22 protein-coding genes are annotated in these 24,364 nt (G+C 71.5%); 15 read left to right on the forward strand and 7 right to left on the reverse strand.

What is annotated here, in order from left to right; genetic code table 11:
- Window positions 1-35: 35 nt before the first annotated feature.
- Complete coding sequence (locus MD221_RS09685) at window positions 36-239, reverse strand: dodecin family protein (RefSeq protein ID WP_242111282.1); 204 nt, start codon at window positions 237-239, stop codon at window positions 36-38.
- A 209-nt stretch (window positions 240-448) separates the two neighbouring features.
- On the opposite strand from MD221_RS09685, the gene MD221_RS09690 reads away from it, so the two are divergent.
- Both MD221_RS09690 and aroB read left to right on the forward strand, forming a co-directional pair.
- Window positions 449-982, forward strand: a complete 534-nt coding sequence (locus tag MD221_RS09690) for a shikimate kinase (RefSeq protein ID WP_242111638.1) — start codon at window positions 449-451, stop codon at window positions 980-982.
- Window positions 979-2,127, forward strand: coding sequence for a 3-dehydroquinate synthase (gene aroB, locus MD221_RS09695; protein ID WP_242111284.1), 1,149 nt, complete (start codon window positions 979-981; stop codon window positions 2,125-2,127). Before MD221_RS09690 ends, aroB begins: the two co-directional genes overlap by 4 nt.
- A gap of 13 nt (window positions 2,128-2,140) precedes the next feature.
- Here the strand turns inward: aroB and MD221_RS09700 are convergent, their stop codons facing one another.
- Together MD221_RS09700 and MD221_RS09705 are read right to left on the reverse strand one after the other, a co-directional pair.
- Window positions 2,141-2,452: a cupin domain-containing protein gene (locus MD221_RS09700; RefSeq protein ID WP_242111292.1), complete on the reverse strand. Its 312-nt coding sequence runs from the start codon at window positions 2,450-2,452 to the stop codon at window positions 2,141-2,143.
- A gap of 7 nt (window positions 2,453-2,459) precedes the next feature.
- Window positions 2,460-3,092, reverse strand: a complete 633-nt coding sequence (locus tag MD221_RS09705; protein ID WP_242111300.1) for a cysteine hydrolase family protein — start codon at window positions 3,090-3,092, stop codon at window positions 2,460-2,462.
- A 94-nt stretch (window positions 3,093-3,186) separates the two neighbouring features.
- Here MD221_RS09705 and MD221_RS09710 point away from each other — a divergent pair, with 94 nt between their 5' ends.
- Window positions 3,187-4,185 carry a GlxA family transcriptional regulator gene (locus MD221_RS09710; RefSeq protein ID WP_242111302.1) on the forward strand — a complete coding sequence of 333 codons (999 nt, stop codon included), beginning with the start codon at window positions 3,187-3,189 and terminating at the stop codon, window positions 4,183-4,185.
- A gap of 45 nt (window positions 4,186-4,230) precedes the next feature.
- On the opposite strand, the gene MD221_RS09715 is transcribed toward MD221_RS09710, so the two are convergent.
- Window positions 4,231-4,965, reverse strand: coding sequence for a hypothetical protein (locus MD221_RS09715; RefSeq protein ID WP_242111303.1), 735 nt, complete (start codon window positions 4,963-4,965; stop codon window positions 4,231-4,233).
- Between the two features lie 110 nt (window positions 4,966-5,075).
- Between MD221_RS09715 and MD221_RS09720 the strand changes: the two genes are divergently transcribed.
- Together MD221_RS09720 and hemE are read left to right on the forward strand one after the other, a co-directional pair.
- Window positions 5,076-5,330 carry a WGR domain-containing protein gene (locus MD221_RS09720; protein ID WP_242111311.1) on the forward strand — a complete coding sequence of 85 codons (255 nt, stop codon included), beginning with the start codon at window positions 5,076-5,078 and terminating at the stop codon, window positions 5,328-5,330.
- A gap of 139 nt (window positions 5,331-5,469) precedes the next feature.
- Window positions 5,470-6,576, forward strand: a complete 1,107-nt coding sequence (hemE, locus tag MD221_RS09725) for a uroporphyrinogen decarboxylase (protein WP_242111315.1) — start codon at window positions 5,470-5,472, stop codon at window positions 6,574-6,576.
- A gap of 34 nt (window positions 6,577-6,610) precedes the next feature.
- Here hemE and MD221_RS09730 read toward each other — a convergent pair whose 3' ends face one another.
- A complete protein-coding gene (locus MD221_RS09730) occupies window positions 6,611-10,135 on the reverse strand; it encodes a hybrid sensor histidine kinase/response regulator (RefSeq protein ID WP_242111321.1) in 3,525 nt (1,174 codons plus the stop codon).
- Window positions 10,136-10,398: 263 nt separating this feature from the next.
- Between MD221_RS09730 and MD221_RS09735 the strand changes: the two genes are divergently transcribed.
- From MD221_RS09735 to MD221_RS09745, 3 genes are read left to right on the forward strand one after another with little or no spacing between them, the layout of a single operon-like run.
- Window positions 10,399-11,148: a YceI family protein gene (locus MD221_RS09735; RefSeq protein ID WP_425602247.1), complete on the forward strand. Its 750-nt coding sequence runs from the start codon at window positions 10,399-10,401 to the stop codon at window positions 11,146-11,148.
- Entirely contained in the window at window positions 11,145-11,744 is a 600-nt protein-coding gene (locus MD221_RS09740) for a cytochrome b (protein ID WP_242111324.1), read from the forward strand. The genes MD221_RS09735 and MD221_RS09740 overlap by 4 nt, the downstream gene beginning before the upstream one ends.
- Complete coding sequence (locus tag MD221_RS09745; protein WP_425602248.1) at window positions 11,734-12,300, forward strand: YceI family protein; 567 nt, start codon at window positions 11,734-11,736, stop codon at window positions 12,298-12,300. The genes MD221_RS09740 and MD221_RS09745 overlap by 11 nt, the downstream gene beginning before the upstream one ends.
- 40 nt (window positions 12,301-12,340) lie before the next feature.
- Here MD221_RS09745 and MD221_RS09750 read toward each other — a convergent pair whose 3' ends face one another.
- Window positions 12,341-12,574: a glutaredoxin family protein gene (locus MD221_RS09750; protein ID WP_242111326.1), complete on the reverse strand. Its 234-nt coding sequence runs from the start codon at window positions 12,572-12,574 to the stop codon at window positions 12,341-12,343.
- A gap of 81 nt (window positions 12,575-12,655) precedes the next feature.
- Here MD221_RS09750 and MD221_RS09755 point away from each other — a divergent pair, with 81 nt between their 5' ends.
- Complete coding sequence (locus tag MD221_RS09755) at window positions 12,656-14,038, forward strand: L-serine ammonia-lyase (protein WP_242111329.1); 1,383 nt, start codon at window positions 12,656-12,658, stop codon at window positions 14,036-14,038.
- 139 nt (window positions 14,039-14,177) lie between these two features.
- Here the strand turns inward: MD221_RS09755 and MD221_RS09760 are convergent, their stop codons facing one another.
- Window positions 14,178-14,552 (reverse strand): helix-turn-helix domain-containing protein, encoded by a 375-nt coding sequence (locus MD221_RS09760; protein WP_242111331.1) that lies wholly within the window; start codon window positions 14,550-14,552, stop codon window positions 14,178-14,180.
- Between the two features lie 228 nt (window positions 14,553-14,780).
- Between MD221_RS09760 and MD221_RS09765 the strand changes: the two genes are divergently transcribed.
- The 6 genes from MD221_RS09765 (at window position 14,781) to MD221_RS17570 (ending at window position 24,263) form a co-directional block, all read left to right on the forward strand.
- The gene (locus MD221_RS09765) at window positions 14,781-16,004 is read left to right on the forward strand and encodes an MFS transporter (RefSeq protein WP_242111332.1); all 1,224 of its coding nucleotides are present in this window, start codon (window positions 14,781-14,783) and stop codon (window positions 16,002-16,004) included.
- Window positions 16,005-16,095: 91 nt separating this feature from the next.
- On the forward strand, window positions 16,096-17,106 hold the full coding sequence (locus tag MD221_RS09770; RefSeq protein ID WP_242111333.1) for an alpha/beta fold hydrolase: 1,011 nt from the start codon (window positions 16,096-16,098) through the stop codon (window positions 17,104-17,106).
- A gap of 77 nt (window positions 17,107-17,183) precedes the next feature.
- A complete protein-coding gene (locus MD221_RS09775; protein ID WP_242111336.1) occupies window positions 17,184-20,045 on the forward strand; it encodes a xanthine dehydrogenase family protein molybdopterin-binding subunit in 2,862 nt (953 codons plus the stop codon).
- A complete protein-coding gene (locus MD221_RS09780; protein WP_242111344.1) occupies window positions 20,042-20,590 on the forward strand; it encodes a (2Fe-2S)-binding protein in 549 nt (182 codons plus the stop codon). The genes MD221_RS09775 and MD221_RS09780 overlap by 4 nt, the downstream gene beginning before the upstream one ends.
- Window positions 20,587-21,870 (forward strand): c-type cytochrome, encoded by a 1,284-nt coding sequence (locus tag MD221_RS09785; protein WP_242111353.1) that lies wholly within the window; start codon window positions 20,587-20,589, stop codon window positions 21,868-21,870. Before MD221_RS09780 ends, MD221_RS09785 begins: the two co-directional genes overlap by 4 nt.
- A gap of 332 nt (window positions 21,871-22,202) precedes the next feature.
- Window positions 22,203-24,263 (forward strand): glycosyl hydrolase family 18 protein, encoded by a 2,061-nt coding sequence (locus MD221_RS17570; protein WP_339328421.1) that lies wholly within the window; start codon window positions 22,203-22,205, stop codon window positions 24,261-24,263.
- The last annotated feature ends 101 nt before the right edge of the window (window positions 24,264-24,364 follow it).

Here is a 24,364-nt window from a genome sequence, read left to right on the forward strand (position 1 = left end):
GCCCACGGCACGCGGTTCGCTCACCGCACGGTCGATCACTGCACGATGAAGGTGATGCGCAGGTTGACGCGCCATTCGGTGATGTTGCCGACATCGTCGGTGACCGCCTTGATCTCGTTCACCCACACGCCCTTGATGCCCTTGACGGTTTCCGATGCCTTCTTCAGGCCGTGCCTGACCGCGTCTTCGATGCTGGTGGCGGAGGATGCGTTGAGTTCGATGACCTTGGCGACGGACATGGGGAGTCTCCTGTCTGGACGGCACGATGCCGGGGACGCCTACCCTAAGCCGGCATGCGTTAAAAGAACGCTCGCCGCCGCTGTGGGCTGCTAGTAGCATGCGGGGCATGTGCCCCGAGACCGATCCCGACCTCGACTTCGAGCGCGAGGCCGCCCACCCGGCAGCCGCCGGGCGCGCGACCTCGCCCAATCTGGTGCTGGTCGGTCCGATGGGATCGGGCAAGACCTCGATCGGCCGACGCCTGGCCGACCGCTTCGGCCTGGCCTTCGTCGACGTCGACCGCGAGATCGAGGCGCGCACCGGCGCCAGCATCAACACCATCTTCGAGTGCGAGGGCGAGGCCGGCTTTCGCGCGCGCGAGCGCGCCACCCTGGCCGAGCTGTTCGACGGCGGCCGCACCACCGTGATCGCCACCGGCGGCGGCGCCGTGCTCGATGCCGCCACGCGCGCGCTGCTGCACGCGCGCGGGTTCGTCGTGCACCTGCACGTGAGCGTCGAGCAGCAGCTGGCGCGGCTGGCGCGCGACCGCACCCGACCGCTGCTGGCCGGCCCGGACCGCGAGGCCGTGCTGCGGCGCCTGGCGGTCGCGCGCGAACCGCTGTACGTGGAGGCCTCGCACCTGCGCTTCGACACCGACGCGCTGACCACCGCCGAGGCCGCCGCCAGGCTCGGATCCCTTCTGGACATCCGCTGGCGCCAGGCTCCCGGCCAGGGCCCGGCGCCGCACGAGACACCGGCATGACCAACGCTTCCTCCACCGACGCTTCCTCCACCGATCTGCGCACCGTGGCAGTCGGCGGCGCGCAGCCCTATGCGATCTCGATCGCGCCGGACCTGTTGTCCAGCGACGCCGTCGCCGCGCCGCTGCGCGGACGGCACGCGCTGCTGGTCAGCGACGGCCACGTCGCGCCGCTGTACGCGCAGCGCGTGCAGGACGCGCTGCGGCGCGCCCGCCCGGAGGCGTGCGTGGCCCTGCACGTCATCCCGCCGGGCGAGGCGGCGAAAACGCTGGCGCACTTCGCCGGCGCCGTCGATGCCCTCGCCGCGCTCGGCGCCACGCGCGACGCCTGCGTGTACGCGCTCGGCGGCGGCGTGGTCGGCGACCTGGCCGGATTCGCCGCCGCCTGCTGGATGCGCGGCATCGATTGCGTGCAGTTGCCCACGACGCTGCTGGCGATGGTGGACTCCTCCGTCGGCGGCAAGACCGCGGTCGACCTGCCGCAGGGCAAGAACCTGGTCGGCGCCTTCCACCCGCCGCGCGCGGTGCTCGCCGACACGACTGCCCTGCGCACGTTGCCGGCGCGCGAGCTGCGCGCCGGTTTCGCCGAGGTGATCAAGTACGGCGCGATCGCCGACGCGCCGTTCCTGGACTGGCTGGACGCCAACGCCGACGCCCTGCTGTCCGGCGACGACGCCGCGCTGTCCGAGGCGATCGCGCGCAGCTGCGCGCACAAGGCGTCGATCGTGGAGCGCGACCCCTACGAGCACGGCGATCGCGCCCTGCTCAACCTCGGCCATACCTTCGGCCACGCCATCGAAACGGAGCAGGCCGCCAACAGCGGCGGCTACAGCGCGCCCGACAACGACAGCTTCAACCATGGCGAGGCGGTCGCGATCGGCATGGTGCTGGCCGCGCGCCTGTCGAAGGCGCTCGGCCTGGCCTCGGACACCGACGTGGAAATCCTGCGCGCGCTGCTGCAGCGCTTCGGCCTGCCGGTCTCGCTGCCGCCGTCGCTCGACGCGCAGGCCCTGCTCGCGCACATGCGCCTGGACAAGAAGGCGCAGGCCAGCGGCCTGCGCTTCGTGCTCTGGGACGGCATCGGCCGCGCGCGCGTGGTCGCGGACGTGGCCGAGGACGCGGTGCTGGCGGCGCTGCGCGCGGCCTGACGCCGGCCCGGCGCTAGACGCTGCCCTCGGTCTCGATCACCAGCACCCGCGCCGCGCCGCGCGGATGCGCGGCATGCTCGGTGCCGACGCCGGCGTGGAAGATGTCGCCGGCATGCAGGACGGCAGCGTGCTCGCGGCCGTCCTCGCGGTAGCGCATCTCCACCACCCCGTCGAGGACCACGAACACTTCCTCGCCGTCGTTGACGTGCCAGCGGTAGGGCCGGTCGGTCCAGTGCAGCCGCGTGGTGATGCCGCGCATGCGCGCGATCGGCAGCGCGCCCCAGGCGCGGTCGGCGACGAACTCGCGGCCGCGGACGATCCTCATCGCGGCCTCAGGCGGCCTGACGGCGCCGAGCCAGCGCGCGCTGGTTGGAAGCGTACGGTCCCTCCGGACCGGACTCGGCGCCGGAGGCGAGCGCATCGATCCATTCGTCCGTGCCCATCACCACCGCGAACGCGCTGTGGAACACCACGCTGAAGACGCGGTGGATCTCCTCGGCGCTGGCGGCGCCGGCGGCGTTCTCGTACGGCAGCGCGCCGGTGGCATCGCCGAGGAACTCGACATGCAGGCCGGCGTGGGCGGCGTGATAGACCGTGGAGGCGTCGCAGTTGTGGGTCATGTAGCCGGCGATGGCGAGCGTGTCGATGCCGTTGCGCGCGATCCAGTCGGCGAAGTCGGTGCCGGCGAAGACGCTGGCCATATGCTTCTCGATGTAGTGGTCGCGCGGCCGCGAGGCGATCTCCGGGTGCAGCGCCCAGTTCGGCGTGTCGCGCAGGAAGATCGGCGCCTGCGGCGGCGCGGTGTGCTGCACCACCACCACCGGCACTCCGGCCGCGCGCGCCGCGTCCATGGCGCGGGCGATGTTGGGCAGGGTCTGCTCCACCGGCGGGTATTCGATCGGCAGGCCGCCGCCGAAGTATTCGTTCTGCACATCGATGACGACGAGGGCGCGCTTGCGGGCCATGTCCTGCTCCTGGAAGTGTGGGGTGGCGCCATTGTTGGCCGTCGCCGCCCGCCCCGACAGTGGCCCGGATGCCAATACTCGCTAGAATCGGGCCATGCCTGCCCTCGCCCCCGACCGCATCCGCCCTCCCGCCGCATCGCGCGCCGCTCCGCGCATCGCCGTGGTCGCCTTCGACCGCATCAGTCCCTTCCACCTGTCCGTGCCCTGCCTGGTGTTCGAGAACCGGGGCGGCGCGGACCTGCCGCGCTTCGACCTGCGCGTGTGCGCGGCCGAGCCGGGACCGCAGCGCACCGAGGCCGGCTTCAGCATCCAGGCCCGTCACGGCCTGGCCGGGCTGCGCACGGCCGACACGATCATCGTGCCGTCCTGGCGCGATGCCGACGAGCGGCCGCCTGAGCCGCTGCTGCGTGCGCTGCGCCGCGCGCATCAGCGCGGCGCGCGCATCGTCGGCCTGTGCCTGGGCAGCTACGTGCTGGCCGAGGCTGGCCTGCTCGACGAGCGTCCCGCCACCACGCACTGGTACTGGAGCGCGCATTTCGCCGCGCGCTATCCGCGCGTCCGCCTGCAGCGCGACGTGCTCTACGTCGACGACGGCGAGGTGGTCACCTCGGCCGGCACCGCCGCCGCGCTCGACTGCTGCCTGCACCTGATGCGCCGCGACCACGGCGCCGACGTCGCCAACCGCATCGCGCGCAGCCTGGTGGTCGCGCCGCACCGGCGCGGCAACCAGGCGCAGTACATCGACCAGCCGCTGCCGGCCTCGCCCGGCGACGAACGCCTCGACGCGACGCTGGCCTGGGCGCTGGCGCACCTGGATCAGCCGCACGATCTCGACAGCCTGGCCGCGCGCGCGCTGATGAGCCGGCGCACCTTCACCCGCCGCTTCCGCCAGGCCACCGGCACCACGGTCGGGCAATGGCTGTCGGGGCAGCGGCTGACGCGCGCGCAGCGCCTGCTGGAAACCTCGCGGCTGCCGCTGGAGGAGATCGCCGCCCAGGCCGGCTTCGGCTCGGCGGCGACCTTGCGCCAGCGCTTCGCCGCGGCGCTGAAGACCTCGCCGTCGGTCTATCGGCGCGAATTCCGCGCGGGCTGATCCGCGCGCCGATCGCCATGCCGGCCGGCGCGTGACGACGCCGGACTAGGGCGCGTTGCCACCGACGGACTGGGCGTCGTGCGATTCCTCGCCGCCGAGGTGCGCGCCGGCGCCGACGGCCACGCCGCCACCGAGGCCGGCGCCGAGACCGCCGGCACCACCACCTCCGCCGCCTCCACCCCCGCGTCCGCCGCCGCCTTCGTTGCCGGCGCGCTTGCCGCCTCCCGCGCCGCCGCCGGTGCGCAGCGGCCCCTGGTCGGGAATCGCCAGACCGGCGGGGACCGGCTCCAGGTCCAGGGCCTGGCGGATGAAGGTGCGCAGCGAGACCACCAGCGCGGCGGTGCGGATCGCGCGGCCTTCGGCCATGTCGGCGGCGGCCTGGGCTGCCAGGCGCACCTGCTCCTCGGTGCCGAGCAGGATCACGTCGGACAGGGCGGCCTCCACGGCGTCGCGGATCCGCCGCCGGCGGTCGCTGCCGCCGGCGGCGTCCTCCGCGCTCGCGGCATCCGGGTCCGCCGCGGGCGGCGGCACGGCGCGGCGCAGATCGCGCAGGTGCGCGGGATCCACCGCCAGTTCGCCGGTGAACGAGCCGCCCAGCACCTTGTAGGCCGCGATCAGCGTCTTCAGGCGCTCGTTGATCTGGCGGTTCTCGCGCTCGCGCCGACGCTGCAGGGTCTGCATGAAGACCAGGCGGATGCCCACCGCCACCAGCGAGACCGCCACCAGCCCCAGCAGCGTGGTGAGCAGGCCGTTCCAGGAACTGAAATCGAGATTGCGCATCGGCGGCCGCGGGATGGGATGCCGCCAAGCCTAGCAACGATCGCCCGGGGCGGGCCACGGGACGGCCCGCCCCCGGCGAACCGCGCGCCGGCTCGCGTAAAATCGCCGCCATGCGCCTGCTCCTGCAACAACGGCCCGACGGCCGCGAAGCGCCTCGCTTCGTGCAACTGATGCTGCAGCCCGACCTGCTGGGCGGATGGACGCTGCTGCGCGAGTCCGGCCAGATCGGCGGCCGCAGCCAGGTCCGCCGCGAACAGCATCTCGACCAGGCCGCCGCGGTCGCCGCGCTCGAGCAGGCCCGCGACCAGCTGATCAAACGCGGCTTCCAGCTGATGTTCGCCAAGGGCGAAGCGGCGCGCCCATGAGTTGCCCTATCGGCAACTCATGCGCCGCCGAGCGCCCGGCCAGGGATGGCCGGGCCGGACAATCCGAAGCCGATGGCTTCCCGCCATGGATGGCGACCTCGCTCCTTCCCGGCATTGTCGGCTTTTCTCCGGAACATCCATGACCTTGAAGAACGATCGTTTCCTGCGCGCGCTGCGGCGCGAGCCCGTCGACCGCACGCCGGTCTGGCTGATGCGGCAGGCCGGGCGCTACCTGCCCGAGTACCGCGCCACCCGCCAGCGCGCCGGCAGCTTCCTGGCGATGGCCAAGAATCCGGAGATCGCCTGCGAGGTCACGCTGCAGCCGCTGGCCCGCTTCGACCTCGACGCGGCGATCCTGTTCTCCGACATCCTCACCGTGCCCGACGCCATGGGCCTGGGCCTGTATTTCGTCGAGGGCGAGGGGCCGAAGTTCCGCTCGCCGGTGCGCGATGCCGCCGCCATCGCGCGGCTGTCGGTGCCGGACATGGAGACCGAGCTGCGCTACGTGATGGACGCGGTGCGCCTGATCCGCCGCGAGCTCGACAACATGCCCGACGGTCGCGGCGTCCCGCTGATCGGCTTCTCCGGCAGCCCGTGGACCCTGGCCTGCTACATGGTCGAGGGCGGCGGCAGCGACAACTTCGCGCGCATCAAGGCGATGGCCTTGAACGATCCGGCGGCGCTGCACGCGCTGCTGGCGGTGAACACCGACGCGGTGATCGCCTATCTCGCCGCGCAGCGCGCGGCCGGCGCGCAGGCGCTGCAGGTGTTCGACACCTGGGGCGGCGCGCTGAGTCCGGCGATGTACCGCGAATTCTCGCTGCCCTATCTCGCGCGCATCGCCCGCGAACTGCCGCGCGGCATCGAGCCGCCTCGCCAAGGCGGCGAAGGCGAGGCGCGCACGCCGCTGATCGTCTTCGGCAAGGGCAACGCGCCCTACCTCGAGGAACTCGCCGGCAGCGGCGCGGACGCGATCGGCGTGGACTGGCTGGTGGAACTCTCCGAGGCCGCGCGCCGCACGCAGGGCAAGGTCGCGCTGCAGGGCAATCTCGATCCGGCCGTGCTCTACGGCACGCCCGCGGCGATCCGCGCGCAGGCGCGCGCCGCGCTCGACAGCTACGCCGCGGGCAACGGCGGCTCGCGCGAGGGACACGTCTTCAATCTCGGCCACGGCATGTCGCCGGACATGGATCCCGGGCACGTCGCCGTGCTGGTGGAGGAAGTGCACGCCTACAGCGCGCGTTGAGCGCGCGCGGGCGATCGCGCGAGGTGATCGGGCCTCAGCCGCGCGGCCGCGACAGCGCGGCGTCGATCGCCTCGGCCAGCATGCCGCCGGTCACCGGCTTGCGCAGGAAATCGTCGAAGCCGGCCGCGCGCGCCGCCGGCTCGGCGTCGGCGTCGGCGCGCGCGGTCACCGCGATCATCGGCTGCGCGAAGCCCTGCGCGCGCAGTTGCTGCGCCAGCGCCAGGCCATCGATGCCCGGCAGGTCCAGATCGAGCAGGGCCAGATCGAAACGCCGGCTGGCGACCTCGGTCAGCGCCGCCAGGCCGTGCGCGACATGCACCACGCGGTGCCCCTGTGCGCGCAGCAGCTCGGCCATCACCTGGGCGATGGTCGGATCGTCCTCCACCAGCAGCAGGTCGCAGCGCTCGCAGGTGCGCTCGCCCTCGCCCGCCGGCGCCTGCCCGCTGGGCGCGGCCGGCGCGGCCACCGCCGCCAGCGGCAGCTCGACGGCGAAGCGCGTGCCCTGCCCGAGCGTGCTCTCCACCTCGATCCCGCCGCCCATCGCCGCCGCGAGTTCCTGGCAGATCGCCAGCCCCAGGCCGCTGCCGCCGTAGCGCGAGGCGGTGCGCACGCCCTCGGCCTGCTCGAAGCGGCGGAACAGGCGGCCGCGCTGTTCCTCGCTCATGCCAGGCCCGGTGTCGCTGACCACGAAGCGCACGCCCTGCGCGGTGGTTTCCGCGCGCAGGGCGACCTCGCCGCGCTCGGTGAACTTGATCGCGTTGCCGAGCAGGTTGAGCAGGATCTGCCGCAGCCTGCCCGAGTCGCCCCGCACCCAGGCCGGCACGTCCGGCGCGATGGCGGTGTGGAAAGCGAGTCCGCGCTGGCGCGCCATCGGCGCCATCAGCCCGATCACGTCCTCCAGCATCGCGCGCAGCTCGACCGGCTGCGGATCCAGATCGAGCCTGCCGGCCTCGATGCGCGCCAGGTCGAGCGCGTCGTTGACCAGGCGCATGAGGTGGTCGCCGGCGCGGCGGATCGATTCGGTATAGCCGCGCTGGCGCGCGTCCAGGTCGGTGGCCAGCAGCAGTTCGCTCATGCCGAGCACGCCGGTCATCGGCGTGCGCACCTCGTGCCCGAGCGTGGCCAGGAAGCGCGTCTTGGCCTCGGAGGCCTGCTCGGCCAGCTCGCGCTTCTTCTGGTGCAGCTGCCAGTCGCTCCTGCGCCGCAGCCGCCGCTGGTACAGCCGCGCGAGGATCCAGAACGCGAGCAGCAGCGCGAGGCCGTAGGCCAGGTAGGCCCACGAGGTGCGCCACCACGGATAGGGCACGTCGAGGGCGAAGCTGCGCGGGCGCGACCAGATGCCGTCCGCCCCCGCCGCCTGCACCAGCAGGCGGTACTGCCCGGGCTCCAGGTGCGAGAACACGCGCTCGCCGTTGCCCGGCTGCAGGATCCAGTCCGGATCGTAGCCGTCCAGCTTGAAGCGGTAGACGTGGGAACGCGGATCGACGAACGACAGCAGGCGCGCCACGATGCGCAGGTCGCGGTCGTCGGGCAGCAGCTCGATCAGGCTGGAGGCCGGATCCAGCGGCCACTCGTCCTCCTCGCGGCGCACGCTCACGCTTTCCAGCGACAGCCGCGGCGGGTCGGTCTTGGGCATCGGCATGCGGGTGTCGAACAGCGCGAGGCCGTTGTTGGCGAGCACGGCCGCGGTCGAATCCGCGCCGGGCTGCATGATGGTCAGCATCAGGTTGGGATCCGACAGGCCGCTCTCGGTCCCGAACGCGCGCATGCTGGCGTGCTCGGGCGAATACAGCCACAGGCCTCGCGCGCTGGCCAGCCAGGCGGTGCCCCTGTCGCTGACCAGCAGATCGCCGACTTCCGCATCCGGCAGTCCGTCGGCATGGCTGAAGCGATGCTCGAGCTGGAGCTTGCCCTCGCGTACGCGGAAATTCTCCACCGCGCCGGTACGCACCACCCACATGCGGTCGGGCGCGCCGAAGCGGAACACGCGGATGCCGGGCAGATTGCCGCCCTGCACCGGCACGAAACGGCCGTTCTCGCGGCGATAGATGCCGCTGGAATCGGCGAACCACAGCGCGCCGTCCGAGGTCTGGGCGAAGCTCGTCTCGATCACGCCCTGGCTGCCGATGCGCTGCTCCAGCTCCCCGGAGGGGATCGGCTTGCCGTCGGGCGAATAGCGCCGGGTGGTGCCATCGGAGAACGACAGCCAGAGCGTGCCGTCCGCCTCCTGGAACAGATACCACAGCGAGCCGTCCGGTCTCGGGCCGGCGGCGGGCCAGGACGCGACCGATCGCCTGTCCGGGTCGTACACCGACAGGCCGCGCGTGTGGCAGACCCACAGCTTGCCGTCCTTGCGGTGATAGATCGAGTTGATGACGTCCACGCCGAGCTCGCGCCGGCTGGCGACGTGGCGCAGCTCCCGGCTGCCGCGTTCCAGGCGGTAGAGGTCGTAGATCGAGGCCACCCAGAAACCGCCTTCGCCGTCGGGGGCGAGGTCGCGCACGTCGAGCTTCTCCAGCGGAACGCCGCCGGCGAAGGTGATCGAGGCGAAGCGGTTCCAGCCCGGCGGCAAATAGATCAGCCCCTGCGAGGAGGTGGTGAACCAGATGCCGCCCTCGATGTCCTGGCGCATTTCCAGCACGCTGCTGGCACGGTCCCAGATGCCGTCGCCGAGATCGCCGGACAGCAGTTGCGTGCGCCCCGTGCCGTCGACGCGGTACAGGCCCTCGTCGGTGCCGATCCAGTAGCCGCCGTTGCGGTCGCGCAGCACCTGCGCATCGGTCGCGCCAGGCGGCAGCGTCCACGGCGACGGCCGCACCTCGTCGCCGCCGCCCAACCGGTACAGGCCGCGATCGCTGCCGATCCAGACCGTGCCGTTGGCTTCCTTCGACAGCGCGCCCACGCGCACGCCCGCCAGCAGGTCGGCGCCGACGCGCCTGAAGCTGCCGTTCTCGTAGCGCGCCAGGCCCTTGCTGGTGCCGACCAGCAGGCGGCCCTTCCCGTCCACCAGCAAGGCGGTGATCGCGCCTCCCGGCAGGCGCGCGCCCACGCCCTGTCCGGTGCGGATGCGCTGCACGGCGCCGGACACGTCGACGCGCTGCAGGTCCCCGTTGGTGGTGCCGATCCACATCGCGCCGTCGGGCGTGGCGGCCATCGGCATGCCCTTGATGGCGCAGGCGCTGTCGGTGAAGGACAGGCTGGTGCGCATGAAGGTCTCGCGGTCGCGCCCCAGCCAGCTCAGGCTGTTGCAGGTCGCCACCCAGACCCGGTCGAAACCGTCCACCGTCACCGTCACCGTGCCGTTCTCCGGCAGCGAGCCGGTCTGGCTGATGCGGTGCCGCCACAGCTTGAAGTTGACGCCGTCGTAGCGGGCCAGGCCGTCGCCGGTGGCGATCCACAGATAGCCCTGGCGATCCAGGGCGATGCTCCAGGTCGGCCAGGGCAGGCCCTGCTCGGGCCCGAAGCGGCGGAAGCGCGGCGTCTCGGGCATCGCCGCCCACACCTGCCCGATCGTCGCCAGGACGAGCAGCAGCACACCGGTCGCAACGCGCAACTTCATTCGTTCCCCTCGCCTGGCCGGGATCATGCCGGATCCGGAACGGAGGCCTGTCCGGCCGTCGGCCCTGCGCGCTGCGCGGCGTCCCTGTTCCGAATCCGGCATCCCCGGATCCGGCATCCTGTCGAAACGGCCATCCGCGCCACATGCTCGCAACACGGCGCTGCCGGCGCAACCGTCCATCGCCACCCGCGCCCACCGGCGCCGGCGCGTTCATGCCGCACGCACTAGACTCGGACGCTCGTCCACTTCATCAGGCATTCACCATGCGCCGACGCCTGCCCGGCACGCACTGCCTGCTCGTCCTGCTGGCGCTCGGCGGCCTGCGCGCGGCCGGCGCGGCGGAGGCCCAGGCCCCGCATTACCGCCTGGATCCCGTGCATACCCGCGTCATGTTCGCCATTTCCCATGCCGGTTTCTCCAATGCGATCGGCACCGTCTCGGGCAGCAGCGGCACCCTGGCCTTCGACCCGGACGACTGGCGCGGCGCAAAACTCGAAGTCAGCGTTCCATTGGACCGGGTCGATCTGGGCGACGAAAAATGGAACCGTGCAGCCCTTGCCTCGAACCTGCTGGACGCCAGGGCGCATCCGCGGGCGACGTTCGTCTCCACCCGGATCGAACCGAAAGCCGCCGATGCCGCCTCTGTCTGTGGCAACCTGCAGTTGCGCGGCGTCACCCGGGAGGTCTGTCTGGACGTGAAGCTCAACGCCCTGAAGCGGCACCCGCTGCCGCCGTTCCGCCGTACCGTCGGCTTCTCGGCGACGGCGACGCTCAGCCGCAAGGCGTTCGGCATCGACGCCTGGCCGAACGTGATCGGCGACACGGTCGAGCTGCGGATCGAGGCCGAGGCTACGCGCAGCCGCGGCGCGCGGCTGGGCGCGATCGATGCCACCGACGACGCCGGCGCCGCCGACGATGCGCCTGACAGCGCGCCCGACGGCGCCTCCCCCACCGAACGCACCGACCCGCCACCGATGCAGGACAGCGACACGCCGCCGGAACCGACACCATGACGCTCAAGAATCCTCCCGACCGCTGGGGCCCGGTCAGCCAGGCGCTGCACTGGCTGATCGTGCTGCTGATCCTCGCCCTGGCCGTCGTCGGCCTGACCATGGGCGACCTGCCGAAGACGCCCAAGTACTTCTGGGTGTTCACGCTGCACAAGTCGCTCGGCATCACCGTGCTGGCGCTGGTGCTGGCGCGCCTGGCCTGGCGTCTGTACGCCGGCGCGCCGCGGCCGGTCGCCGGCACGCCGCCGTGGCAGGCGCGCGTCGCCTCGCTCGCCCACTGGGTCCTGTACGCGCTGATCCTGGCCATGCCGATCTCCGGCTGGCTGTACGACTCCTCCAGCGGACTGCGGCCGTTCAAGCTGTTCGGGCTGGTCACCATGCCCAAGCTGTCGCCGCCGAACGAATCGCTGCGCGCGCTGTCTCACGATGCGCACGCCTGGCTGTTCTGGGTGCTGGTCGCGCTGGTCGCCCTGCACGCGGGCGCGGCCTTCTACCACCACCTGTTCCAGAGAGACGACACCCTGGCGCGGATGCTGCCGCGCGGCCTGCTCAAGCCCTCCCCGCAACCCCTTCCCCAGGAACCCGATCATGTCCCGTAACTTCCAGACGCCCCTGGCCGTGGCCACCACCCTGGTCGCGATGATGTCCGCGCCGGCGCGCGCGGCCGACTACGTGCAGGCGCCCGGCTCCACGCTCGCCTTCGCCAGCAAGTACGACGGCGAGGTGTTCAGCGGCACCTTCCCCGGCTTCGCCACCAAGCTCAGCTTCGACCCGGCCAACCTGGCCGCGGCCAAGCTCGACGTGACCATTCCCCTGGCCGGCGCCAAGTCCGGCAACAACGACCGCGACAGCACCCTGCAGGGCGCCGACTTCTTCAACGTCGCCAAGTTCGCGCAGGCCCGCTACAGCGCCAGCAAGTTCCGCAGCCTCGGCGGCAACCAGTACGCCGCCGACGGCACCTTGAACCTGCGCGGCGTGAGCAAGCCGGTCACCCTCACCTTCACCTGGACGCCCGGCGACAAGCCCGCGCTCAGCGGCAAGGCCGTGGTCAAGCGCCTGGACTTCGGCGTGGGCGGCGGCGACTGGGCCGATACCGCCACCATTCCCAACGAGGTGGCGATCAGCACCAAGGTGCTGTTCACGCCGGCCAAGTGAACCGGCGCGCGGGACGGAGCGCCGGCCGCTCCGTCCGCGCTCAGCCGGCGGCGGCGAGGAACTCGCGCAGCCGGCCAGCGTCGAACGGCCAGTCCAGCTCCCGGTCGCCGTCCGTTTCCCGCAGCACCGGCACGCGCGTCCCGTAGCGCGCCTCCAGCCCGGCGTCGCCGTCGATGAACACGCTCTCGAACTCCGGCGCCCGCGCGCCGGCCAGCACCTCCAGCGCCAGGTCGCACAGGTGGCAGTCGTCGCGCTGATACAGGACCAGGGGCATGCGTATGTTCGGTGGCGGAGGAAAGATGCGGCTCGGCGCGATGGAACGCCGCGCGCCGGACGCGTCGGATTAGAATATGCCATGGCCGTCAGCACCTTCGACCTCTACAAGATCGGCATCGGGCCGAGTTCCTCGCACACCGTCGGGCCGATGCGCGCCGCCGCGCGCTTCGTCGAGCGCTGGCTGGCCGAGCCGGGCCGCCTGCAGGACGTCACCCGCGTGCGCGCCGAGGTCTTCGGCTCGCTCGCCCTCACCGGCCGCGGCCACGGCACCGACAAGGCGGTGCTGATGGGCCTGGAAGGCCACCTGCCGAACGAGATCGACCCGGACATCATCCCCGACGCGCTCGAGCGCATCCGCGGCCAGAAGCGCATCCAGCTCGCCGGCACGCATGCGGTGGCCTTCGACGAGAAGCGCGACCTGGTGATGAACAAGCGCCAGAAGCTGCCCTACCACACCAACGGCATGCGCTTCTCCGCCTTCGACGCCAACGACGAGCTGATCGCCACGCGCGACTACTACTCCGTCGGCGGCGGCTTCGTCGTCAACCAGGACGAGGCGGCCGAGGACCGCATCGTCGCCGACACCACGCCGCTGCCGCATCCCTTCTCCACCGGCGAGGAACTGCTCAGGCAGGCGCGCGAGAGCGGTCTGGGCATCGCGCAAATGATGTTCGAGAACGAGAAGTCCTGGCGCTCGGAAGCCGAGATCGTGGCCGGCCTGCGCGAGCTGTGGGCGGCGATGCAGAGCTGCGTGGCGCGCGGCACCCGCCAGACCGGCACCCTGCCCGGCGGCCTGCACGTCTCGCGGCGCGCCCCGACGCTGCACGCCGAGCTGTCGGCGCGCCCGGAAGCGGCGATGCGCGATCCGCTCACCGTGCTCGACTGGGTCAACCTCTACGCCCTGGCGGTGAACGAGGAGAACGCCGCCGGCGGCCGCGTCGTCACCGCGCCCACCAACGGCGCGGCCGGCATCCTGCCCGCGGTGCTGCACTACTACGACCGCTTCTGCCCGGGCGCCAGCGAGAAGGGCGTGTTCGACTTCCTGCTCACCGCCGCCGCGGTGGGCATCCTCTACAAGGAGAACGCCTCGATCAGCGGCGCCGAGGTCGGCTGCCAGGGCGAGGTGGGCGTGGCCTGCTCGATGGCCGCCGCCGGCCTCACCGCCGCGCTGGGCGGCACGTCGAGCCAGATCGAGAACGCCGCCGAGATCGGCATGGAACACAACCTCGGCCTGACCTGCGATCCGATCGGCGGCCTGGTGCAGATCCCCTGCATCGAGCGCAACGCGATGGGCGCGGTGAAGGCGATCAACGCCTCGCGCATGGCGCTGCGCGGCGACGGCAAGCACAAGGTCAGCCTGGACAAGGTCATCAAGACCATGCGCGACACCGGCCGCGACATGCAGGACAAGTACAAGGAAACCAGCCGCGGCGGCCTGGCGGTGAACGTCATCGAGTGCTGAGGCGGCGTGCACGCCTTGCACGATCGCCTGCACTCCATGCCATCCAACGGCAACCCCGATCGGGCCATCCGCGCACTGATCCTGCCGGACATGGACGACAGCGGCGCGCTGCTGCGGGATTCGCCGCCGCGCCCGCTCCTCAATGCGTCAGGTAATAGAGCAGCTTGCCGATTTCGTGCCCGGCACCATAGGTGACGCAGACCGCCGCGAGCACGCACAGCACCAGCAGGAGCTTCGAGCTGTCCAGGCCGGGCCGCTGCGCGGCGGGCAAGGCGGCGACTGTCGCGGTCGCGGCCGGGGGCGAAGCAGCCTCGCCCCGCGCCTCCGCGACCAGGCGCGCCGGCTCGATGCCGAAGGCGGCCGCCAGCGCCAGCCGCGATTCGTGCGAGGCCTTGCCCTCGGCCTCCAGCCGCTGGATGGTGCGCGCGCTCAGTCCCGAGACCATGGCCAGGTGCTCCTGCGACCAGGCGCGTTCCTCGCGCAGGCGCTTGATCAGCGCGGTATCGACGTTCATGTCCTGGATCAAGGTGATGGCTCCGCTTCGATGGTAAGAAGGCTGCGACCCTAAGTCCATGCGAGGGCGGCGGCCACGACAGCCGCACGACAAGGCCGCGACATCCGGCCGCAGCGCGTCCGCGCGTGCCGGCGCCGTGAAGGACCACCGCCATCGACGGAAATCTGCATCGCGCCGGCGCATACGTATTCGCCGTGCATGGAAGCGTTTTCCAGGTAACATGTTGCAATGCAGCAAAACCCGCTCCTGCAACGTCCCCTGCTCTCGCTCTCGGCCGCCGCCTTCGGCATCGGCACGACCGAGTTCGTGATCATGGGCCTGCTGCCGGACGTGGCCACCGACCTGCACGTGAGCGCGCAGCAGGCCGGCATGCTGGTGTCCGGCTACGCCCTGGGCGTGGCGGTGGGCGCGCCGATCCTGGCCATCCTCACCGCACGCTGGCCGCGCCGCGCCGCGCTGCTGGCGCTGATCTCGCTGTTCACCCTCGGCAACATCCTCTGCGCGCTGGCGCCGGGCTACAACACACTGATGGTGGCGCGGGTGATCACCGCCTTCTGCCATGCCGCCTTCTTCGGCATCGGCGCGGTGGTCGCCGCGCAGCTGGTGCCGCCCAACCGGCGCGCGCAGGCGGTGGCGATCATGTTCACCGGCCTGACCCTGGCCAACGTGCTCGGCGTGCCGTTCGGCACCGCGCTCGGGCAGTGGCTGGGCTGGCGCGCGACGTTCTGGGCGGTGGTGCTGATCGGCCTGGCCGCGCTCACCGCGTTGTGGCACTGGCTGCCGCGCACGATCCCGATGACCGCCTCCGGCGGACTGGTGCGCGAGTTCCGCAGCCTGGCGCGGCCGCAGGTGCAGCTGGCGCTGCTGATCAGCACGCTGTGCTCGGTGAGCCTGTTCAGCGTCTTCACCTACATCGCCTACATCCTGCGCGACGTCAGCGGCTGGCCGACCGGCGACCACAGCTGGATCCTGCTGATCTTCGGCGTCGGCATCACCGTCGGCGGCCTGCTCGGCGGCCGCCTGGCCGACTGGCGCCTGCTGCCGGCGATCGGCCTCTCGCTGGCCGCGGTGATCGTGGTGCTGGTCCTGTTCGCCTGGACCAGCCGTATGGCCATCCCCACGCTGATCACGCTGTTCGTCTGGGGCGTGGCGACCTTCTCGGTCGGGCCGGGCACGCAGACGCGGGTGATCGACACCGCGCGCGAGGCGCCGAACGTGGCCTCGACCATCAACCAGGGCGCGTTCAACCTCGGCAACGCCACCGGCGCCTGGCTCGGCGGCCTGATGATCGGCGCCGGCGTCTCGCTCACGCGCCTGCCGCTGCTCGGCGCCGCGGTCGCGGCGCTTGCATTGATGGCGCTGCTGCTGTCGATGTACCTGGAACGCCGCGAAACCCGCGCGGCGGCCAAGGCATGCGACACGCTCGCACAGGGCGAATGCGCCTCCGGTTGACCGCGCTCCGGATTGCTCGCCCTGGTTGACCTCGCTCTTGGTTAACATCGCTCTTGGTTAACATCAGGCTCCCTTCCGCACGGAGCCCGCGATGGCCGCTCTTTCGCGTCTTGCGCTCGCCGCGCTGCTCGCCCTGTCCTGCGGCGCCAACGCCGCCGACACCACGCCACGCTATGGCCCGCAGCTGGAAGGCTTCGACTATCCCTACCAGGTGAAGCGCTACGCCTTCCAGTCGCAGCGCCAGCCGCTGTCGATGGCCTACCTGGACGTCGCACCGCGCGAACCCAACGGGCGCGTGGTGGTGCTGCTGCACGGCAAGAACTTCTGCGCCGCCACCTGGGAGGCGAACATCCAGGCGCTCGCCGGCGCCGGCTACCGCGTGATCGCGCCCGACCAGGTCGGCTTCTGCAAGTCGAGCAAGCCCGAGCGCTACCAGTTCTCGCTGGCGCAGCTGGCGCAGAACACGCATGCGCTGCTGGCCTCGCTGGGCATCGAGCGCGCGGCCGTGCTCGGCCATTCCATGGGCGGCATGCTGGCGATCCGCTATGCCCTGCTCTATCCGCAGGCGGTGGAGCAGCTGCTGCTGGTCAACCCGATCGGCCTGGAAGACTGGAAGACGCTCGGCGTGCCCTGGCGCGACGTCGACGCCTGGTACGCGCGCGAGCTGAAGACCGATGCCGACAGCATCCGGGCCTATCAGCGCGACACCTACTACGGCGGCCGCTGGAAAACGGACTACGACCGCTGGGTGCGCATGCTCGCCGGCCTCTACGCCGGTCCCGGCCGCGAACGCGTGGCCTGGAACCAGGCGCTGACCTCGGACATGGTCTTCAACCAACCGGTCGTCTACGAACTGCCCAAGCTGGCGGTGCCGACCACGCTGTTCATCGGACAGCGCGACCGCACCGCGATCGGCAAGGATCTGGCGCCGCCGGAACTGCGCGCCAGCCTCGGCGACTATCCGGCGCTGGGCAAGCGCGCCGCCGCGGCGATTCCCGGCGCGCGGCTGGTCGAATTCGACGATCTCGGCCATTCGCCGCAGGTCGAGGCGCCCGCGCGCTTCGACGCGGCCTTGCTGGAACGCCTGCGCGGGACACCCTAGCCGCGCGGCGGCGCCCGCATTCCGCGTTCACGGGACACCGGCGTACTATTCCGGCGAGCCAGCCGGAGCATGTCGCCATGACCGCCAGCCTCAATCGCCGCGCATTCCTCAAATGCAGCGTCATCGCCGGCATCGCGGTCTATGTCGCCGAGCCGGGCAGTGCCGCGCTGGCGGCCCTGTTCGAGCGCGAACGGCAGCGCCCGCTGCCCTGGGACGCGCGCAGCGGCAGGATCCGCTATCGCAACGACGCCACCGCCAAGGTCACCGGCGAAAAGGTGTTCGCCTTCGACATGCGCGCCCGCGACCTGCCGGGTTGGCCCGAGCGGCAGGCGCACGCCATGCTGCTGCGCGTCACCCGGGCCGACCGCGCGTATGCCGGCTTCGATCTCGCCGCGCTCGGCGCCGAGCTGCGGCCCGACCGCGTGGTCACCGCCGCCGACCTGCAGCGCGACGGCGTCGCCTTTCCGCCCTTCTACGGCGCCGACCTGCTGCTGCCCGAGGGCGCCACGCCGGCCTATCTCGGCCAGGCCGTGGCCATCCTGATCTGGCACGACTTCGCGCGCTTTCGCGCCGCCAAGACGCGGCTGAAATTCCGCGACGACGTCATCCGCTGGGGCGCGGCCGGCGGCGCGCCCGAGCGGCCGCCCTGGGGCAGCTTCCGCTACGTGCGCGTGGGCGGCGCCACGCCGTTCGACGACGACGTCTATTCCAGCCTGAAAGACACCCCGCTGTTTCCCGCAGGCTACCGCAAGCAGGTGCCGCAGTGGCCGCAGGCGAACGCGACCGGCGCGCTGGACGCGCAGGGCATGGCGCATGCGGAGGCGATCGCCGCCGCGCTCGAGCGCAGCCGCGAAAGCGGCAGCGGCGGCGGCAAGCTGGTGCTCGAACGCGATTACTTCTCGCAGTCCATCGACACCGCCGCGCTCGAACCCGACAACGGCAATGGCTGGTACGACGCCGCCGAGGCGACGCTGCATCTGGTCGTAGCCTCGCAATCGCCGCAGGAAATCGCCGGCGACGGCGCCCGGCTGCTGGCCGCCAGCACGCTGGGGGTGAAGCGGCTGGTGCTGCATCCCTGCTACACCGTCGGCTACGGCTCCAAGGACCACGCGCCCTTCCCCTACTACGCGCTGGCCGCCAGCCTGTACGGGGACGGCCTGCCGGTGCGGCTGGCCAACGACCGCTACGAGCAGTTCCAGTCCTCGCTCAAGCGCCACAGCTTCCGCATGACATACCGGATCGCGGTGGATCGCGACAGCGGCAAGTTCGAGATCTTCCAGGGCGAGCTGCTCGGCGACGGCGGCGGCCGCTGCAACTTCTCGCCGTCGGTGTGCCTGGTCGCGGCGACCGCGGCGCAGTCGATCTACTACTTCCCGCGCAGCGACATCGCCAGCACCGTGACCGCCTCGCGCGCGCTCGACGCCGGCTCCGCGCGCGGCTACGGCACGCTGCAGAGCATGGGCGCGACCGAGATGCTGATCGACGAGGTCGCCGCGGAGCTGGGGCTGGACGCGATCGAGTTGCGGCAGCGCAACGTGTTGCGCAGCGGCATGAAGAACACCCAAGGCGCCATCCCGGGCGGCGCGCAGCGCGCCGAGGAGATCCTCGCCGAGGCGCGCGCGCATCCGCTCTGGCGCGAACGCGCGCGGCGCAAGCGCGAGTACGAGGCCACCCATCCGAGCAAGCGCTACGGCGTCGGCTTCGGCTGCGTGCAGAAGGACTTCGGCACCGGCGCGGAGGCCGCGTTCGCCGAGGTCTCGCTTTCGCCGCAGGGGCGCATCGTGCTGCGGCAGACCGCGGTCGAGATCGGCACGGGCATGGCCACCAGCCAGGCGGCCCTGTGCGTGCAATGGCTGGGACGGCCGGCCGACGAGGTGCGCACCGCGCAGATCGACTGGCCCGAGCTGCCGATGGTCGCCACCGGCGATCCCTGGCTGATGCAGCAGGCCGAGCAGGACCGCCAGCAGGGCGACCCGCGCTGGACGCCGAACCTGGCCATTCCCACCAGCGCCAGCAATTCCGCCTATTTCTTCGGCCACGCCACGCGCGAGGCGGCGCGGCTGCTGTTCACCGAAGGCTTGTGGCCGGCGGCGCTGGCGTTGTGGGGACAGGGCTTCGGCGGCGGCCAGCTGTCGCCGCTGGCGGTGCGGCGCGAGGACGCGCGCTGGGTGGAAGGCAGGCTGACCGCCGGCGGACTGGCGCCATTGACGCTGGAGCAGCTGGCCGAGAAAGCCTATGCGCTGCGTCTTGCGACCGGCGCGGTCGTGCACAGCTTCAACCGCTGGCAGTGGGCCGAGGCCGATTTTCCGCTGCGCGCGGGCAGCGAGCGCCTGCCGCTCGACGGCATCGCGCTGCGCTGGGGCGACGGCGGCGATGCCGGCGCGGGCGCGGCCACCGCCAACGGCTATCGCATGATCGCGCGCAGCCGCGCCTACTATCCGCCGACCCAGCGCAACAACGCCGGCGTGGTCTACTACAGCGCCATCGGCACGCTGGCCGAGGTGGCGGTGGATACCGCCACCGGCGAGGTCGCGCTGCTCGACCACCATTCGCTGCTGGAATGCGGCAACCAGATCGTGCCGGAACTGGTCTCCGGACAGCTGCAGGGCGGCCTGGCCATGGGCATCGGGCATGCGCTGCACGAATACCTGCCGCTGTACGAGGACGGCCCGGGCGACGGCACCTGGAACTTCAATCGCTACACGCTGCCGCGCGCGCGCGATGTCGCGGTCTGGACGCAAAGCGCGCAAGTGCTGCCGGCGCTGTCGCAGACCGATCCGCCCAAGGGCATGGCCGAGGTGGTGATGATCGCAGTGGTGCCCGCGATCGCCAACGCCGTCGCCCACGCCACCGGCCTGCGCCTGCGCGAGCTGCCGCTGACGCCCGACAAGGTCCTCGCCGCGCTGCAGCAGGCGGCGGGCAAGGAGCAGGCGGCATGAGCGCGTCCCGCCCGCTCACCTTGCGCATCAACGGCCGCGACTACGGGCCGCTCGAGGTGCCCGAGGAGATGATGCTGATCGACGTGCTGCACGAATACCTCGGCCTGACCGGCACGCGCTTCGGCTGCGGCCAGGGCGAGTGCCGCGCCTGCACTGTGATCGTCGACGACGCGCGCGGCCCGCGCGAAATGCGCAGCTGCATCACCGGCGCGCACTACTTCCAGGGCAAGCCCATCCGCACCGTCGAGGGGCACGCCCGCCGCGACGACGCCGGCGCCATCGTCGCGCTCTCGCCGGTGCAGCAGGCCTTCCTCGACCACTTCAGCTTCCAGTGCGGCTACTGCACGCCGGGTTTCGTCAACGCGGCCACGGTCCTGCTGGAGCGACTCAAGAAGGCGCCGGTGGCGCGTGCCAGGCTCGAGGACACGATCACCGCCGCGCTCGATCCGCACCTGTGCCGTTGCACCGGCTACGTGCGCTACTACCAGGCGGTCAAGGCCCTGGCGCTGGCGACGCCGGGCCTGGTCGAGGAGGACGCGCCATGACGCGCCGCGCACGCCCGCGCTGGGGCAGACGACTGGCCTGGCTGCTGCTCATCGTGCTGCTGTGGCTGCTGGTGCTGGCGTCGATGCGTTTCTTCGCCGCGCGCGGACCGGTGCAACGGGTGAGCGCGACGCCGGCGCAGATCGCGCACGGCCGCTACCTGGCCGATGCCGCCGACTGCGCCGCCTGCCATACCGCGCCCGGCGGCGCGCCGTTCGCCGGCGGCCTGCCGCTGGCCTCGCCCTTCGGCACCATCTACGCCACCAACATCACGCCCGATCCCGAACACGGCATCGGCCGCTACACCGCCGAAGATTTCTATCGTGCCCTGGCCGAAGGCGAGGCGCGCGACGGCCATCAGCTGTATCCGGCCATGCCCTACGCCTCCTATCGCCAGATCGCGCGCGCCGACAGCGACGCCATCTACGCCTACCTGATGCAACAGCCACCGGTGGCGCGGCCCAACAGCGACAACGACCTCGCCTTCCCCTTCAACATCCGTCCCGGCATCCATGCCTGGAACCTGCTGTTCGCCAACCGCCAAGCGCCCGCCACCTCACAGGGCGCTTCGTCGGCATGGCAGCGCGGACGCTATCTGAGCGAGGCGCTCGGGCACTGCGGCGAATGCCACAGCCCGCGCGGCTGGCTGGGACAAGTGGACGTCGCGCGCCCGCTGGCCGGCAACGACAAGCTCGGCCGCTTCGCCAGCCCGGACATCACGCCGCAGGGCCTGGCCTCCCGGGGCTGGGACTCGGCGCAACTGCGCGCTTACCTGCGCACCGGCGTCGCCGATCACGCGGTGGCCTCGGACGAGATGCTGCGCGTGGTCACGCTCTCCACCAGCCGGTTGAACGAGGCGGACCTGGCGGCGATGACGACCTACCTGCTCGGCGATCACCCGCCTGCGCCGCTCGCCCCGCCCTCTCCGGCCGCGACGCCGGCCGCGCTGGAACCCGGGCGCAGGCACTACCTGAACCTGTGCGCGGGCTGCCACGGCGGCGACGGCCAGGGCGTGCCGCACGTCGCACCGGCGATGCGCGGCAACAGCGGCCTGCGCGATCGCGACCCGCACAACCTGGTCGTCGCCATCCTCGATGGCCTGCCCGCGCATCGCTTCGTCGGCCTGCAGCGGATGCAGGACATGCCCGGCTTCTCCGCGGAACTGGACGATGCCGACATCGCCGTGCTCGCGAGCTGGCTGCGCCAGCGCTACGGCGGACAAGCGGCGGTCGAGGAAGCGGCGGTCGCGCGCCTGCGCCAGGACAACGACGGACAACGCTAGGGACAGCCGCGAGGACACACCGCCTCGCGTCGCGCAAACCGCGACAGCCATCGCCGTCCGCGAATGACGGACGGCGCATCCACGCCGTTTCGTCACGCCGGCATCACGCATTCGAGCCGCGGCGCCGGCCATGTCCGCATTCATCGTGAAGTATCGTTGTCATCGCGAATTTGAGCGGACTATCGCAATTCTCGTGCAGATGATCTGACAACGTTGTCACGCGCGAGCGTGCATGCCGCCGCGCACTTCGCGGGGATGCATTCGCCACCGACGAAGCCATCGCTCCCCGATCGACACCCACGCGTTCGTGAACTTGCACGGGAGGAAAGCTCATGAAGTACGCATTTCGCCGCACGTCGCTGTTGTCCAGGATCGGCATCCTCGGCCTGCTCGCCGCCATCCCCATCGCGCAGGCGCAGGCCGCGTCCTGCAGCGGCGTGCCGGCCTGGAACGCCTCGACCGTCTACAACCCGGGCGACCGGCTGGTCTACGAGAACCGCCTGTACGAGGCCAAGGTCCAGATCTGGAACGCCGCGCCGACCTATTGCACGACCTGCGGCTGGTACCTGGACCTCGGCGCCTGCGGCACGGGCGGCAACCAGCCGCCGACCGTCTCGCTGACCGCGCCGGCCAACGGCTCCACGCATGCCTCCGGCAGCAACATCGCCGTCAGCGCCAATGCCGCCGACAGCGACGGCAGCATCAGCCGCGTGGAATTCTTCCGCGACGGCGTTTCGCTCGGCGTCGACACCAGCGCGCCCTACGCCGTCACCTGGAACAACGCCGCCGCCGGCGGCCACAGCTTGACCGCCGTGGCTACCGACAACCAGGGCGCGACCGCGACCTCGGCCGCGGTGAGCATCACCGTCAACGCGCCGTCCAACGACACCACCGCGCCCGGCGTGCCCGCGGGCCTGGCCTCGCCCTCGCAGACCACCAGCAGCATCAGCCTGAGCTGGAGCGCTTCCGCCGACAACGCCGGCGGCAGCGGCATGGCCGGCTACGACGTGTACCGCAACGGCAGCCTGGTCGGCTCGCCCGGCTCCACCAGCTACACGGACTCGGGACTGGCCGCGAGCACCAGCTACAGCTACCGCGTGCGTGCGCGCGACAACGCCGGCAACGCCTCCGCGCAGAGCGCGCAGATCAGCGCCAGCACGAAGAGCGGCGGCGGTGGCGGCGGCAAGCGCGTGATCGGCTACTTCACCCAGTGGGGCATCTACGGCCGCAACTACCGGGTGAAGAACATCGACACGAGCGGCTCTGCGGCGAAGCTCACGCACATCAACTACGCCTTCGGCAACGTGCGCAACAACCGCTGCGAGGTCGGCGTGACGCAACCCTCCGATCCCAATACCGGCGCCGGCGGCGACGCTTTCGCCGACTACAGCAAGGCCTTCCAGGCCGGCGAAAGCGTCAGCGGCGCGGCCGACACCTGGGACCAGCCGCTGCGCGGCAACTGGAACCAGCTCAAGCAGCTCAAGGCCAAGTACCCGGGCCTGAAGGTGCTGATCTCGCTGGGCGGCTGGACCTGGTCGCGCGGCTTCTCCAGCGCGGCGCGCCCGGAGAACCGCCAGGCCTTCGTGGCCTCCTGTGTCGACGCCTACATCCGCGGCAACCTGCCCGTCACCGACGGCGCCGGCGGCACGGGCGCGGCGGCCGGCGTGTTCGACGGCATCGACATCGACTGGGAGTATCCGGCCGCCTGCGGCCTGAGCTGCGGCACGCCCGAGGACAACACCAACTACACCGCCCTGCTCGCCGAGTTCCGCCGCCAGCTCGACGCGGTACGGCCCGGCCTGCTGCTCACCGTGGCGGTCGGCGCCGGCATCGACAAGATCCGCGTCACCGATCCGGCGGCGTACCAGACCTCGCTCGACTACATCAACGTGATGACCTACGACTTCCACGGCGCCTGGGATCCGCAGACCAACCACCATTCGGCGCTGTTCGATTCGCCGAGCGACCCCTCCACCGGCGACCAGCGCCAGTACAACTCCAACGATGCCATCGAGGCCTTCATCGCGCGCGGCGTGCCGGCGGCCAAGCTCAACCTCGGCATCGGCTACTACGGACGGGGCTGGGCCAACGTCAGCAGCGCCAACAACGGCCTGTACCAGAACGGCAGCGCGGCGCCGGGCACCTACGAGGCGGGCATCGAGGACTACAAGGTGCTCAAGAACGTGGCCGGCACGATCTACACCGATGCCAATGCGCGGGCCACCTGGAAGTACAACGGCAGCACCTTCTGGAGCTACGACACGCCGGAGATGATCGCCGAGAAGATGGCCTACGTGAAGGCGCAGGGCCTGGGCGGCGCCTTCGTCTGGGAGTTCAGCGGCGACGACGCCCAGGGCAGCCTGACCTCGGCGGTGAGCAACGGCCTGAAGTAGGCATCGATGCGATCGCTTGCGCACCAGGGACGCCGGCCTCGCGCCGGCGTCTTCATTTCATTCGCCGTCGCCGGCGTTCCTTCGACCGATCATTCCTGCGA

The sequence above is a fragment of the Luteimonas aquatica genome, from assembly GCF_022662575.1.
Taxonomy (GTDB): Bacteria; Pseudomonadota; Gammaproteobacteria; order Xanthomonadales; family Xanthomonadaceae; genus Luteimonas; species Luteimonas aquatica.